Origin of the sequence: Vibrio sp. A8-1, from assembly GCF_013048685.1 — a bacterium.
GTDB lineage: Bacteria > Pseudomonadota > Gammaproteobacteria > Enterobacterales > Vibrionaceae > Vibrio > Vibrio metschnikovii.
In genome coordinates this window covers 114,887-128,913 of the sequence record NZ_VHTC01000001.1, presented here as the reverse complement: position 1 = coordinate 128,913, position 14,027 = coordinate 114,887, and the positions used below count along the sequence as shown (strand labels likewise).

Here is a 14,027-nt window from a genome sequence, read left to right as displayed (position 1 = left end):
TAAAAAACCAATTAAGGCTCGTTTTTATAAATTAAAAATCAGTTTTAACTTGGCTTTCACTCCGCTTTGGGATGGGTATTAATGTTAAAAACCGCAATTATTGGTGCAAGTGGCTATACCGGTGCTGAATTAGCGCTGATGGTGGAAAAACACCCTCAACTCAAACTAGCAGGTTTATATGTTTCCGCCAACAGTCTCGATGCAGGAAAATCAATGGCTGAGCTGCATGGTAAATTAGCTGGGCTGATTGACATGGAGATTGAGCCTTTAGTTGACCCACTTGTTGTTGCGAGTCAGTGCGATGTGGTGTTTTTAGCGACGGCTCATGAAGTGAGTCACGACCTGGCACCAATTTTCCTTGCCCAAGATTGTCAGGTTTTTGATTTATCTGGTGCCTTTCGTGTGAAAAGTGAGGATTTTTATCCTAATTATTATGGTTTTGAGCACCAGCACCGTGAGTGGCTAGATAAGGCGGTGTATGGCTTAGCAGAATGGAACCGTGAAGCCATTTTGCATAGTTCACTGATTGCCGTGGCAGGATGCTATCCGACGGCGGCGCAACTGGCTATTAAACCGTTGATTAACGCAAATTTGTTGGATACTGAGCAATGGCCAGTGATTAACGCGACCAGCGGCGTGACGGGGGCAGGTCGAAAAGCGACCCTAACCAACAGTTTTTGTGAAGTTAGCCTGCAGCCTTATGGCGTATTTACTCACCGTCATCAACCAGAAATTGCTACCCATTTAGGCTGTGAGGTGATTTTCACCCCACATCTGGGCAATTTTAAACGGGGTATTTTAGCCACAATAACCATGAAGTTGGCAGCCGGTGTTACGGCGCAGCAAGTCGATGAGGCGTTTACTCAGGCTTATGCTGATCAGCCTGCGGTGAGGCTAAAATCCAGTTTGCCATCGATTAAAGATGTGGAATTTACGCCGTTTTGTGATTTGGGATGGCGAGTGCAAGGTGAGCATATCATCGTCGTTTCAGCGATCGATAACTTACTAAAAGGGGCATCGAGTCAAGCGATGCAATGTTTAAATATTCATTACGGTTTTTCTGAGCTAACGGCTTTGGTGTAAAGCACCAAGCGTAAGGGTGAAATATGACAGATACACAGCATAATCCATTGGTGATTAAATTAGGCGGCGCAGCGCTGTCTTGTTCTGACACGCTAAGCAAATTGTTTGGCGCTATCGCACTGTATCAAGCTCAAGCTCAGCGACGAATTGTCATTGTTCATGGTGGCGGCTATTTGGTCGATGAGTTGATGGCAAAATTACACCTGCCGACGGTAAAGAAAGAAGGGCTACGCGTTACCCCTTATGAACAAATTCCTTTTATTGCCGGAGCGTTAGCGGGAACGGCCAATAAAATGCTCCAAGGACAAGCCATAAAAGACGGTTTGAATGCCATCGGTTTATGTTTAGCGGATGGCGGCTTATGTCAAGTCGAGGAACTCGATCCTGAACTGGGAGCGGTGGGTAAAGCCCTGCCGGGCGATTCACAACTGTTACAAGCCATTCTTAATGCTGGCGGGCTACCGATCATCAGTTCGATTGGGCTTACTGCAAGCGGACAAATGATGAATGTCAATGCCGATCAGGCGGCGGTGGCGGTGGCCGGTGCACTGGATGCCGAGTTAGTTCTGCTCTCTGATGTGAGTGGAGTATTGGATGGCAAAGGGCACTTATTGCCGAGCTTGAACGCTCAGCAAGCCACTAGTTTGATTGCTGGTAAAGTGATCACCGATGGGATGATCGTCAAAGTCAAAGCCGCACTAGAGGCCGCCAATGATTTGGGGCGTCCGATTCAAGTCGCCACATGGCGCTATCCGGAAAAGCTGCACAAACTATTTGCTGGTGAAAGTATTGGAACCCAATTTTTACCGCAATAAATCACAATAGGCAATGAGTGGCGCATGACCACTAAACACAATCAATAGACCTTAGTGCAGACCGCTAAGCGGGTACTGGGTAATGGAGAAAGCATCAATGAGTAAAGTTCAAGTTAATAAAGTAGTAGTTGCCTATTCTGGTGGTCTAGATACTTCAGTGATTATTCCGTGGCTAAAAGAAAACTATGCCTGTGAAGTGGTTGCCTTTGTTGCAGATGTCGGCCAAGGAGAAGAAGAGTTACAAGGCATTGAAGCAAAAGCGAAAGCCTCGGGCGCTTCAGAGTGTTATGTGGTCGATTTAAAAGAACAAATGGTTGCTGAATACATCTATCCAACCTTAAAAACTGGCGCGTATTACGAAGGGAAATATCTGCTGGGCACCTCAATGGCTCGCCCAATCATCGCGAAAGCACAAGTAGAGATCGCTCGTAAAGTAGGCGCTGATGCGCTGTGCCATGGTTGTACTGGTAAAGGCAACGATCAAGTACGTTTTGAAGGTGCGTTTGCTGCCCTTGCACCAGATTTGCATGTTATTGCCCCATGGCGAGAGTGGGATATTGTCAGCCGTGAAGAGTGCCTCGACTATCTGGCTGAGCGTAATATCCCTTGCGCAGCATCGTTAACTAAAATTTACTCACGTGATGCTAATGCGTGGCACATTTCCACTGAAGGTGGTGTACTGGAGAGCACTTGGAATGCACCCAATGAGGACTGCTGGGTATGGACCGTTGATCCTGAACAAGCACCGAATGACGCTGAGTATGTCACTTTACAAGTGGAAAAGGGTCAGGTAGTTGGTGTCGACGGTGAGCTGATGACACCTTATAACGCCTTAGTTTATTTGAACGAAAAAGGGGCTAAACACGGTGTTGGTCGGATCGACATTGTTGAAAACCGTTTGGTGGGGATGAAATCTCGCGGCTGTTATGAAACTCCGGGAGGCACGATCATGATGGAAGCACTACGTGCAGTAGAGCAACTGGTGTTAGACAAGGCATCGTTTGAGTTTCGTGAAGAGCTCGGCATTAAAGCCTCACATCTGGTGTATGATGGCCGTTGGTTCACCCCACTACGTGAAGCGGTGTTTGCCGCTGCCGATCAGCTCGCTCAGCAGGTTAATGGTGAAGTGGTGATCAAGCTTTACAAAGGGCAAGCGATCGCTACTCAGAAGCGTTCTGCGAACAGTTTGTATTCAGAAGCGTTTGCTACCTTTGGGGCTGATGAAGTATATGACCAAAGTCATGCTGGTGGATTCATTCGTTTGTATTCTTTGGCGAGTCGGATTCGTGCCTTGAACGAAAATAAATAAGCCTCACTGGATTGAATGAGGCCATCGTTAGAGATTAGCTCATAAGGATCGCTCGGCGATCCTTGTTTTTAACCCGAGTACAAGATGTTTTCCTATGGCGTATGCGCCTTAGGTCAAAGGTAGGAGAAACGCAATGGCATTATGGGGCGGAAGATTTACCCAAGCAGCAGACACCCGGTTTAAACAATTTAACGACTCCCTGCGTTTTGACTACCGATTGGCTGAGCAAGATATTGTCGGCTCGATTGCTTGGTCGAAAGCGTTACGGTCAGTCAACGTACTAACAGAACAAGAGCAACAAGCATTAGAATTAGCATTAAATGAGTTGAAGCTCGCGGTAATGGAAGATCCTGGGCAGATCTTGTCATCGGATGCGGAAGATATTCACTCGTGGGTTGAACAGCAGTTAATCAGTAAAGTGGGCGATTTAGGTAAGAAACTGCACACCGGACGTTCACGTAATGATCAAGTCGCCACCGATTTAAAATTATGGTGTCGTCAGCAAGGCCAGCAATTACTGCTCGGCTTGGATAGATTGCAGAGTCAGTTGGTTTCGGTCGCCGAACAACATCAAGCGACAGTACTACCTGGTTATACGCACTTGCAACGCGCTCAACCCGTCACGTTTGCTCATTGGTGTTTGGCATATGTTGAGATGTTTGAGCGTGACTACTCACGTTTACAAGATGCGCTACAACGATTAGATACCTGTCCCCTCGGCTCTGGCGCTTTGGCTGGAACCGCTTATCCTATTGATCGTCAGCAGTTGGCCTATGATCTCGGGTTTCGCCGGGCTACACGTAATTCACTCGATTCGGTGTCGGATCGCGATCATGTGATGGAACTGATGTCGGTAGCATCGATATCAATGCTCCACTTGTCGCGTTTAGCTGAGGACATGATCTTCTATAACTCCGGTGAGTCTGGATTTATTGAATTAGCGGATACCGTAACCTCTGGCTCTTCATTAATGCCGCAGAAGAAAAATCCTGATGCTCTGGAACTGATCCGCGGTAAAACTGGTCGGGTTTATGGGTCATTAGCGGCGATGATGATGACCGTAAAAGCTTTGCCTTTGGCTTACAACAAAGACATGCAAGAAGATAAAGAAGGGCTGTTTGATGCGCTTGATACTTGGCATGATTGTATGGAAATGGCAGCCTTGTGTTTTGACGGGATCAAAGTGAAAACTGAGCGGACTTTAGAAGCGGCCAAACAAGGGTATGCTAATGCTACTGAGCTGGCCGACTATTTAGTTGCTAAAGGTATTCCGTTTCGTGAAGCACACCATATTGTTGGCGTCGCGGTAGTTGGCGCTATCGAAAAAGGCTGCGCATTGGAAGAGTTATCCTTGGCTGAGTTAAAAGCCTTTTCTCCTGTGATTGAAGATGATGTTTACGCCATTTTAACCATCGAATCATGCTTAGAAAAACGCAGTGCACTCGGTGGCGTCGCTCCGTCACAAGTGGCTTATGCGGTTGAAGAAGCCGAAAAACGTTTGGCGAAGCGGGATGCAAGTGCGGTCAAAGTACGTCCGGCACGCTTAACCGATATTGAACGTTTAGAAGGCATGGTTGCTTATTGGGCAAACATGGGCGAGAACTTACCGCGTTCACGAAGCGACATTGTACGCGATATTGGTTCGTTCGCTGTGGCTGAACATCATGGTGAGATAACGGGATGCGCCTCGCTCTACGTTTACGATTCAGGATTAGCAGAAATTCGTTCTCTTGGGGTTGAAGCGGGCTGGCAGCGTCAAGGTCAAGGGCGTGCGATTGTCCATTACTTAGTGAAAAAAGCCCAGCAAATGGCGATTAATAAAGTGTTCGTACTGACTCGTTCTCCGGAGTTCTTTATGAAACTGAACTTTATTCCAACCTCGAAAACGTTATTGCCGGAAAAGGTATTAAAAGATTGTGAGCAGTGCCCGCGGCAACACGCTTGTGATGAAGTAGCCTTAGAAGTGGATTTTGCCCAGCGGATTGTTATCCATCAACGATAAGTGTTGAGATCTTTTATGGTGAAACCAAGCAAAAGAAAAGATCAAAAAAGATCGTGTAAAGTGGAACCAACCAGAAAAAGCACAGTCTATATCTGTACCACTGCTTTTTCTTAGATCGCTCTAAGAGAGCCCTAAAACTCCTTTTCGTTTTAGGGCTTTTTTGTGGGCGAGTGATCAGTCGAGTTTTTTTGACGCTCTCGCCACGGTAATACGACAAACTTCATCCATAAATGTAAAAATAACAGACCATTAAAAGCGAAACCTGCGAAGAGAAGGGCGATGGATGCGATGGCGGTTGGCTCATTTCTAAATAACCAAAACCAGACTCCCCAGCAAGCGACAGATAGTACGGTTAACCAATCAATACAGCGTTGGCAACGACCAATTTTTTTCCAGAACCATGCTTGATCACAGTAGTGACAACTGGTGAGTTTCATGGTGACTCCTTAATGGATGAGGTGCAGCGCTTAAGTATGTTATCGCGTTAAGCGAAACACGAGAAGTATTAACCCATCAGTGTGAGATTAGTGGCAAAACATAAAAGCTTTGATAGTCATCAGCATTCAATGTTATGGTTTTTGATAGGTATATTCTTACTGCAGCAGTGACGCTATAACGAGACGCCTTTTCTGTTGCTTTCGATATGATTGATGGTTTTTATCTAGGAATAAGATGAACATTCGAGATTTTGAATACTTAGTTGCTCTTGCTGAGCACAAGCATTTTCGTAAAGCCGCTGAATCCTGCTTTGTCAGTCAGCCGACTCTTAGTGGACAAATTCGCAAGCTAGAAGATGAACTTGGTACGGTATTGTTAGAGCGTAGTAGTCGGCGGGTATTATTTACCGATTCTGGGCTACAGCTTGTTGACCAAGCCAAACGTATTCTCAGTGAAATTAAAGTTTTCAAAGATATGGCCAGTCAACAGGGAGGGGCCATGAGTGGCCCGATGCACATTGGGTTTATTCCGACGCTAGGCCCTTATTTATTGCCGAAGATTATCCCTGAGCTCAAAGCTCGATTTCCTGATTTGGAACTCTATTTACATGAAGCGCAAACGCATCAATTAGTGCGTCAGTTAGAAGAGGGCAAGCTCGATTGCTTGGTATTAGCCTCGGTTGAGGAGAGTGCCCCTTTTAAAGAGATCGATATCTACAATGAGCCGATGAGTATTGCTGTGCCTTGTTCACACGAATGGGCCAATCGTGATGAGGTGGATATGTTGGAACTGAACGGTAAAACCGTATTGGCATTAGGCGATGGTCACTGCTTACGTGACCAAGCGTTAGGTTTTTGTTTTGCTGCGGGGGCGAAAGACGATGAGCGTTTTAAAGCCACCAGTTTAGAAACCTTACGTAATATGGTCGCCGCTGGGGCTGGGATTACTTTGTTACCTCAGCTCTCGCTACCGGACGAAAAAACCAAAGATGGTGTATGTTATATCAAAGCGGTCAATCCACAGCCATCACGACAAATTGTTTTGGCTTATCGCCCCGGTTCACCGCTGCGCCAGCGCTATGAACAGCTAGCTCAGGTGATGAAAGATCGCCTACAAGCGTTAGCCACTCAATAGCCTGCCTGTTCAGTGTCTGAAAATAACACCGCCCCTAATTGGGGCGGTCAAGATTAAAATAAGCTGTCACTATCATCTAAGTAGATGCTGTGAGGGGTATCCTCTTGTACATACTCTTTCGGTTCCGTTCCTTGGACAAAGTATTCGAACATAGAACTGGAATCTAATTTATTGGTGAGTAGCCCACTGTCGCGATCAATTCTCACGCGAATGATTTTCGGTGGAATGGCTTTGGGTTGGGCCGGTACACCATCGAGAGCGATGCGCATAAATTCTACCCATCCCGGTTGGGCTGTTTTCGCTCCGGCTTCCGCGCCAGTAATATCATCATCAGTATTCGGGTTAGGGGCTGTGCTACCTAAGTTACGACTATGATCATCAAATCCGACCCAAGCCGTTGCGACCATGCCTGGTCCAAAGCCATTATACCAAGCATCTTTCGAGTCGTTAGTTGTTCCTGTTTTTCCGCCCACATCACGACGTCTTAAGGTTTGTGCGCGCCAACCGGTACCATTCCATCCCGTTCCTGCACGCCAATCACCGCCACCCCAGATATTGCTATACATCATTTCACGAACGAGGAAAGCATTCTGTTCGGAAATCACCTGTGGTGCATAATTGACCGTGGCATCTTGCTCATTGAACGGATTATCGGATGAAGATTGACAATCCTGATGACAAACCACTTTGGGGTTAGCTAAAAACTCGACATGGCCAAAACTGTCTTCCACTTTGCTGATGTAGAACGGCTCAACATAATATCCACCGTTAGCAAATACCGAATAGCCTTGAGCCATTTTGACGGGCGTTAAGCTGCCTGCGCCTAGGGCAATGGTCTCAGAGCGAGGTAATTGAGATAACTCAAAACCGAAGCGGGTCAAGAAATGGCGAGTCTCTTCCAAGCCGACTTCTCGCAGTACCCGGACTGCCATGACGTTTTTCGACTGCGCTAGACCAATCCGCAGACGAGTGGGGCCGACGTAAGTCGGGGGCGAGTTTTTAGGACGCCAAGCAATACCTTGGCTTTGATCCCATTGGTTAATCGGAGCATCATTGATTAATGAGGCTAGAGTGAGGCCTTTTTCCAAAGCCGCAGAGTAAATGAACGGCTTGATACTTGACCCCACCTGACGGACCGATTGGGTTGCACGGTTAAAATTACTGTGCACGAAGTTAAAGCCACCAACCAGTGCTAGTATCGCACCATTATCGGGATCCATAGCAACGAACGCCGTATTCGCATTAGGCACTTGGCTCAGTGTCCAGTGTTCTTGTTCATCACCTATAGCGTGCTGGCGACGAATCCACACTTGTTCACCTACCGCTAGAATATCACTGGCTTTAGTCGGTAAAGGCCCTTGACGGTCGTCAGTAATAAATCGCCTTGCCCAGTTCATGTCTTCCCATGCAATGGTTTTTAGTCCGGCATTTTTTACCCAAACCTGAGCCGATTTTTCTTCGACCTTAATCACAATCGAAGGCAGAAGATCGCCGTAAGTGGGTTCACTACGTAAGTGAGCGATCATGGTCGGGGTATCCCAAGCTGATTGCCCCGCTTTCCAGAGTACTTTTTCGGCACCACGGTAGCCGTGACGCATGTCGTAAGCGAGGAGATTATCGATAGCGGCTTGGTTTGCGGCTTGTTGTAACTTGGTGTTGACCGTCGTGTAGACATTCATCCCAGAGGTATAGGCCGCTTCTTCACCATAACGTTCGACCATCCATGCGCGCGCAATTTCTGCCACGTAAGGAGCTCGTAGCTCAATTTCTGCGCCATGGAATTTGGAGATTAATGGTTCATTACGAGCCTGATCATACTCTTGTTGCGTGATGTAGTTTTCTGCCAGCATGCGTAATAAAACGACATTGCGACGGTGAGTGGCTCGCTCCACAGAGAAAAGGGGATTCATGGTAGAAGGGGCTTTGGGTAGGCCAGCAATCATCGCTATTTCGCTTAACGTCAGATCTTTGACTTCTTTACCAAAGTAGGTTTGGGCTGCGGCACCAACACCGTAAGAACGATGACCGAGATAAATTTTATTCAGGTAAAGCTCCAAGATCTCTTCTTTACTCAAGAGCTGCTCAATATGAATGGCAATAAAGATCTCTTTAATTTTACGCATGATTTTCTTCTCATTGGATAAGAAGAAATTACGGGCCAGTTGTTGGGTAATGGTACTTGCCCCTTGAGAGGCACTCCCTGAGGCCATGACGGCCACAGCAGCACGAGTAATACCAATCGGGTCAAAGCCGTAGTGTTCGTAAAAACGTGAATCCTCGGTTGCGATCACCGCTTCGAGTAATTCTGGTGGCATTTCATCAAGGCGCAATGGAATGCGTCGTTTTTCACCAAATTGAGCAATCAGTTTACCGTCTTCACTAAACACCTGCATGGGAGTTTGTAGCCGAACGTCTTTTAATTCAGCGACATCGGGTAGATCTGGCTTTACATAAAAATAGAAGCCAAAGATTGTAGTGACTCCAAGAATAATGCAAATCAATGAAAATATGAGTAAACGCTTTATGAACTTCACCGGAGAATCCCTGTTTAGTAGAGGCTGTCTTAGTACAAACCCCTGTACTCTAGACTAAAACCTCAGCACTTAAAAATAGTGAACGGTTATTTTCTCACAAATAAGTGTGTGAGGCTGAGAATTGTCACTGGAGTTAATGGCATGAGTAAATCATTAGTTATTGGTGTCGATATCGGTCATCACAGCATCAAAGCTGTGGCTCTTAAACCAAATGGCGACAATTATTCGCTACACGGTTGCACAGAAATCGTCATTACTGACGACATTTTCGCCGATAACGACACGTTGAATTATCAGAAAATTGTAAAGAAACTCAAAGAACTAAAAAAGAGTTTACCGCTATTTAGTCGCAAGGTTGCGATTGCACTGCCTGATACGGCGGTAATTAGTAAAGTATTACAAATAGATAGCGACTTAGACCCTCGTGAAAAAGAGTTTGCTATTTATCAGGCTTTTTCTCATCAATCGCCGTTGCCGATGGAAGAACTGAGCTTAGATTTTGTTCCTTTACCGATTCAAGCGTTCGCTAAAAACCGAACAGCGACCTATCAGGTGTATGCCACCCGAAGAGAAGTCGTCGCGAGTCGATTATCGGCGATTCAACAAGCCGGACTGGAAGCAACCTTACTGGATGTGCAATTACATGGTCTGGCTCAGATTTGGCAGCAGGTGAGTCAGGCTCAACAGCGCTCGAATTGGATGTTGGTCGATGTTGGTTATACCCAAACAACGTTATGTATCGATTTTGCCGATAAAGCGCCGTTTTATAAGGATATTGCCTTAGGTACACGCTGGTTTGAATTGCCGTCTCTGGCGGAAACGATGGCGCGCAGCGATGAACGTAACCAATGGCTATTCAATCGATTATTTGTCGAACGCCTAACCCGTCAACTGCAGTTATTTACTTCCGTTCATGGTCAGCAAAGCCTAGCGGGGATCTGGTTATCTGGTGGCGGGGCGATGATGGATGGGCTAGCAGAAACCATCACCGAGCAGCTTGGATTACCCTGTGAACGGTTCGTGCCATTAGCGACTTTTGTCAACAAAATCACTCAACGTAAGCGGTTAAATGATCAGCCTAAATTCACGACGGCTGCTGGTCTTGCGTTGCGAGGAATAGCATGGTTGGAGAGTGGGCATGTTGCATAGTATCAATTTATTCCCTTGGCGAGAGGCGCAGCGTGCTGATCATAAACGGCGCTTTCTCCAGCTTATGAGTCTTGGTGTCTTAGTCGCTTTGCTCATGCAATGGGGTGCCGGCCATTACCTTGATCAGCAACAACAGTACCAACAGGCACGATTAGATTTTTTGAATCAGCATCTTCAGCAACTGGATCAGCGATTACGGGCGCTCAAAATGACCGAAGCTGAGCATCAAGCACTGCAAGCCCGGCTCAGTGTTGTTGAGTCCTTACAGCAAAAGCGCAATAAAACCACACAATTGATGAACTTGATGCCAGAGTTGATTCCTGAAGGGGTTTACGTCGACAAAATTAGTATGAAGGGGGATGCGGTCGAAGTCAGCGGGATTAGCGATAGTACCGCACGCTTAGCCACCATGTTAGATAAATTAGAAAGGTCACCACACTTATCAGCAGTAGGCATGCACTCGATTGTCGCTGGGAATCAGCGTTTTAATAAAGATTTTCAGAGTTTTAAGGTCTCTTTTCATTTTCATACTGCTCAACCAGGATTAGAGGCGTTGATTCGGCAAGGTGAACATCATGGCTAATTTTCGTGATCTGGATATCGATGAATTGCTTGAATGGCCGCTCAACGCACAACTGACGGTGATTGTGTTGGTCATGGTAGTGATTCAAGTCATCGGCTATGGCATGTATTTATCACCTAAACAAGAGGCACTCGAAGGGCTCAATCAGCAAGAGCAGAGTCTTAAATCATTAGTACGCATTAAGGCCAATAAAGTCGCGGCATTACCTCAGTTACAAACTCAATTGGATGAGCTAGCTGAGCGTTATGATTTTTTATTGCGCCAACTCCCAGCACAGCAAGAGCTGGCCAGTTTGCTTGCTTCCGTCAACGAGCTGGGATTAGAACATGGGTTAACCTTTACTCGAATTGATTGGGGAGAAAAGCAACCGCAGGCATTTTTGTATCGCTTACCATTGAATATTGAACTGACGGGAAGTTACCACAACATTGGCGATTTTTCTCAGGCGATAGCCACGCTACCAAGAATCATCAATGTTGATGATGTGGATTGGCAAAGAGTCAGTCAAGAGAGCAGTACCTTACATTTCAGAGTACGGGCTTACACCTACCAATTTAAAGCGGAGGCAGGCGATGAGAAATAGTACGTCAATCGTGACTGCGCTAGTCACTTTTGTTTCTTTGATCGGCTGTAAAGCCAATCAAGAGTCTCTGGTGGACTACTTAGCGGAAGTGGAAGCTAAGAGTCAACAAGAAGTTGCTCAGCTAACGCCAGTGATTGCGTTTCAAGCTTTTGAATATGCACAGCATGACGCACGCGAGCCTTTTGTTTTACCACGAGAAGCGATTGCCCAAAATCAACCGATCACCAATCGCCATTGCTGGCAGCCTAAGTCGAGAGGAAAAACCACTTCACTGGAGCGATATCCGCTAAATCAATTGCAATTGCGTGGTGTGATGCGCCGTGAAAGAGAGGTTTCTGCTTTGATTCAAACACCTGATGGAATGGTGGTTACTCTCCAAGCGGGTCAGTACGTCGGAGTAAATAATGGGCAAGTTATACGCGTGGCCGAGGATCATCTATTGATTAAAGAAACCTTACCAGATGGATTGGGGTGCTGGAATCAGCGTCACGTCACATTGGCTTTGAAATAAACATTTCTGTTTAGAGACTAAATTATGATTAAAGGATTACCTTCAAGTATCGCGGTAGTGCTGCGCTATCTGTGCATCACGCTATGGCTAGGTTTAGCATTGACGACGCAGGCTGCTCTAGCGAGTGATAGCAATCAGTTTAAACACATCGATTTTCGGGTAACCCCCGACAAAGCCGCGGTGATTGTGATTGAGTTAGCGTCGGCATCGAGTGTGGTTGATGTCCAGAAAACGACGCAGGGGTTGAGTATTGAATTATTAAAAACCGATGTGGCTGAGGAACAGCTTTATTTACTTGATGTTCAAGATTTCGCAACCATAGTTGAGAGTGTGGAAGTTTTTCGTCAAACACCAAGCACGTTGTTGTTGGCTAAAATACACGGTCCCTTTCATTATGATTATCAGCTCAAAGGTCGTTACGTTGAAGTGACGATCACGCCGTTAAAAGCCGAGGTTCAAAGTGCGCCAGCCAATCTACTTGAACCATCAGCCAAGCTGATTTCGATTAACTTTCAAGACATTCCGGTACGTAACGTTTTACAACTGATCGCTGATTATAATCAGTTTAACTTAGTGGTATCTGATTCAGTGGTAGGGAATTTAACCCTGCGTTTAGATGGTGTGCCATGGCAGCAAGTGTTGGACATTATTTTGCAGGTGAAAGGGTTGGATAAGCGGGTTGAGGGCAATGTGATTTTGGTAGCGCCTAAGGCGGAACTCGATTTACGTGAAAAACAACAGCTGGAAAAAGCCCGTTTAGCAGAAGAGTTGGGAGACTTGCAGTCAGCCATCATCAAAATAAGTTTCGCGAAGGCGTCAGATATCGCTGAGATGATTGGTGGGACGGGAGCGGTGAATATGCTCTCTGAACGAGGTTCAATCAGTATCGATGAACGTACCAATGCCTTATTAATTCGCGAATTGCCGGAAAATATTCATGTGATCCGAGAGATCATTTCGGCGTTAGATATCCCTGTTAAGCAGGTACAAATTGAAGCGCGAATTGTGACCGTGAATGAAGGTAATCTTGATGAACTCGGTATTCGTTGGGGCGTGAGCTCAACACGCGGTAATAATACAGTTGGTGGTTCAATAGAAGGTAACTTAACGGGTATTGGTCTCTATCAACCAGAAGATGGTAGCGAAATGATCAATAACTTCCTTAATGTCAATTTGGGAGCCACAGCAGCGAATGCTTCGAGCATCGCGTTTCAGGTGGCAAAGCTGGGTTCAGGGACACTGCTCGATCTTGAACTGTCAGCGATGCAGCGAGAATCGAAGGCGGAAATTATTTCCAGTCCACGGCTTATCACTACCAATAAAAAGCCAGCTTATATAGAGCAGGGGACAGAGATCCCCTATTTAGAATCGTCTTCCAGCGGTGCGACTACGGTGGCATTTAAGAAAGCGGTACTGAGTTTACAGGTTACCCCGCAGATTACGCCGGATAATCGTTTGGTGCTGGATTTAAGTGTTACCCAAGACCGACCTGGCGATATTGTCAAAACCGGTACCGGAGAAGCGGTAGCGATCCACACGCAACGGATTGGTACTCAAGTTTTAGTCAATAATGGCGAAACCGTGGTACTGGGCGGTATTTTCCAACACAGCATCACTAATACTGTCGATAAAGTGCCATTACTGGGTGATTTACCGTTACTCGGTGCGCTTTTTCGACGTAGCTATCAGCAAATGGGCAAAAGTGAGCTACTGATTTTTGTTACTCCAAAGGTTGTAATTCAGTAACTTAGTGTGATTATTTCCGCTAAAGCAAAATTAAAGTTGCATTAGTGGCACCTTATCTAGATAATTTCGGGTCTTATCACGAATTATCTGTGAGGAATAGGTGCCACAAGCATTCCTATCGTCGACCGCTGTCTGGCGAA

Annotated in this window: 12 protein-coding genes; 10 read left to right on the top strand and 2 right to left on the bottom strand. The window is 46.2% G+C overall.

Annotated elements, in window-relative coordinates; translation table 11 throughout:
* The first annotated feature begins 81 nt into the window (after window positions 1-81).
* The 4 genes from argC to argH all read left to right on the top strand — a co-directional run bounded on the left by argC (window position 82) and on the right by argH (window position 5,209).
* Window positions 82-1,083: an N-acetyl-gamma-glutamyl-phosphate reductase gene (gene argC / locus FKN93_RS00685; RefSeq protein ID WP_158144630.1), complete on the top strand. Its 1,002-nt coding sequence runs from the start codon at window positions 82-84 to the stop codon at window positions 1,081-1,083.
* A 23-nt stretch (window positions 1,084-1,106) separates the two neighbouring features.
* On the top strand, window positions 1,107-1,898 hold the full coding sequence (gene argB / locus FKN93_RS00680) for an acetylglutamate kinase (protein ID WP_154169987.1): 792 nt from the start codon (window positions 1,107-1,109) through the stop codon (window positions 1,896-1,898).
* Between the two features lie 97 nt (window positions 1,899-1,995).
* Window positions 1,996-3,207, top strand: coding sequence for an argininosuccinate synthase (locus FKN93_RS00675; RefSeq protein WP_158138964.1), 1,212 nt, complete (start codon window positions 1,996-1,998; stop codon window positions 3,205-3,207).
* Window positions 3,208-3,340: 133 nt separating this feature from the next.
* The gene (gene argH, locus FKN93_RS00670) at window positions 3,341-5,209 is read left to right on the top strand and encodes an argininosuccinate lyase (protein ID WP_170904273.1); all 1,869 of its coding nucleotides are present in this window, start codon (window positions 3,341-3,343) and stop codon (window positions 5,207-5,209) included.
* A 149-nt stretch (window positions 5,210-5,358) separates the two neighbouring features.
* Here the strand turns inward: argH and FKN93_RS00665 are convergent, their stop codons facing one another.
* On the bottom strand, window positions 5,359-5,646 hold the full coding sequence (locus FKN93_RS00665; RefSeq protein WP_040903944.1) for a DUF3624 domain-containing protein: 288 nt from the start codon (window positions 5,644-5,646) through the stop codon (window positions 5,359-5,361).
* A 235-nt stretch (window positions 5,647-5,881) separates the two neighbouring features.
* Between FKN93_RS00665 and oxyR the strand changes: the two genes are divergently transcribed.
* A complete protein-coding gene (gene oxyR / locus FKN93_RS00660; protein ID WP_170904272.1) occupies window positions 5,882-6,781 on the top strand; it encodes a DNA-binding transcriptional regulator OxyR in 900 nt (299 codons plus the stop codon).
* A gap of 53 nt (window positions 6,782-6,834) precedes the next feature.
* On the opposite strand, the gene FKN93_RS00655 is transcribed toward oxyR, so the two are convergent.
* The gene (locus FKN93_RS00655) at window positions 6,835-9,315 is read right to left on the bottom strand and encodes a PBP1A family penicillin-binding protein (RefSeq protein ID WP_170904271.1); all 2,481 of its coding nucleotides are present in this window, start codon (window positions 9,313-9,315) and stop codon (window positions 6,835-6,837) included.
* Between the two features lie 141 nt (window positions 9,316-9,456).
* On the opposite strand from FKN93_RS00655, the gene pilM reads away from it, so the two are divergent.
* From pilM to FKN93_RS00630, 5 genes are read left to right on the top strand one after another with little or no spacing between them, the layout of a single operon-like run.
* Window positions 9,457-10,464: a type IV pilus assembly protein PilM gene (gene pilM / locus FKN93_RS00650; protein ID WP_170904270.1), complete on the top strand. Its 1,008-nt coding sequence runs from the start codon at window positions 9,457-9,459 to the stop codon at window positions 10,462-10,464.
* Window positions 10,454-11,047 carry a PilN domain-containing protein gene (locus FKN93_RS00645; RefSeq protein WP_158144634.1) on the top strand — a complete coding sequence of 198 codons (594 nt, stop codon included), beginning with the start codon at window positions 10,454-10,456 and terminating at the stop codon, window positions 11,045-11,047. Before pilM ends, FKN93_RS00645 begins: the two co-directional genes overlap by 11 nt.
* A complete protein-coding gene (gene pilO / locus FKN93_RS00640; protein ID WP_154169997.1) occupies window positions 11,040-11,630 on the top strand; it encodes a type 4a pilus biogenesis protein PilO in 591 nt (196 codons plus the stop codon). The genes FKN93_RS00645 and pilO overlap by 8 nt, the downstream gene beginning before the upstream one ends.
* Window positions 11,620-12,141 carry a pilus assembly protein PilP gene (locus tag FKN93_RS00635; protein ID WP_040903953.1) on the top strand — a complete coding sequence of 174 codons (522 nt, stop codon included), beginning with the start codon at window positions 11,620-11,622 and terminating at the stop codon, window positions 12,139-12,141. Before pilO ends, FKN93_RS00635 begins: the two co-directional genes overlap by 11 nt.
* Before the next feature lie 24 nt (window positions 12,142-12,165).
* The gene (locus FKN93_RS00630; protein ID WP_158144635.1) at window positions 12,166-13,887 is read left to right on the top strand and encodes a type IV pilus secretin PilQ family protein; all 1,722 of its coding nucleotides are present in this window, start codon (window positions 12,166-12,168) and stop codon (window positions 13,885-13,887) included.
* The last annotated feature ends 140 nt before the right edge of the window (window positions 13,888-14,027 follow it).